Origin of the sequence: Stenotrophomonas sp. GbtcB23, from assembly GCF_019091045.1 — a bacterium.
GTDB lineage: Bacteria > Pseudomonadota > Gammaproteobacteria > Xanthomonadales > Xanthomonadaceae > Stenotrophomonas > Stenotrophomonas rhizophila_A.
In genome coordinates this window covers 1-242 of record NZ_JAGXKC010000625.1, presented here as the reverse complement: position 1 = coordinate 242, position 242 = coordinate 1, and the positions used below count along the sequence as shown (strand labels likewise).

General features: G+C 68.6%; 1 protein-coding gene. It reads right to left on the bottom strand.

Annotation, left to right across the window (positions count from 1 at the left end):
- Positions 1 to 214, bottom strand: a 214-nt coding sequence (locus KVS69_RS20355; protein ID WP_254622318.1) for a LysR substrate-binding domain-containing protein, incomplete at its 3' end; no start/stop codon positions are given.
- Positions 215 to 242 lie beyond the last annotated feature (28 nt).

The window sequence follows — 242 nt, the reverse complement described above, 5'->3', positions numbered from 1 at the left end:
ACACCAATGCGCCCTCCCTGAGATAGTCGGCAACCAGTGAGAAGGGCAGCATCGCCGCGCCCGTGCCTGCACGAACGGCAGCGCGCACCATGGTCAGTGCGCCCATGCGCAGCACCGGATCCACCGCGATACGTATTTCGCCACGCGTCGTCACCAGGTCCCAGCCGGTGGCATCGCTGGAAGGCCTGAACACCGCAGGCGCCGTCTCGCCCATCGCGGGCACGGGCTGGTCCGGGTGCGCT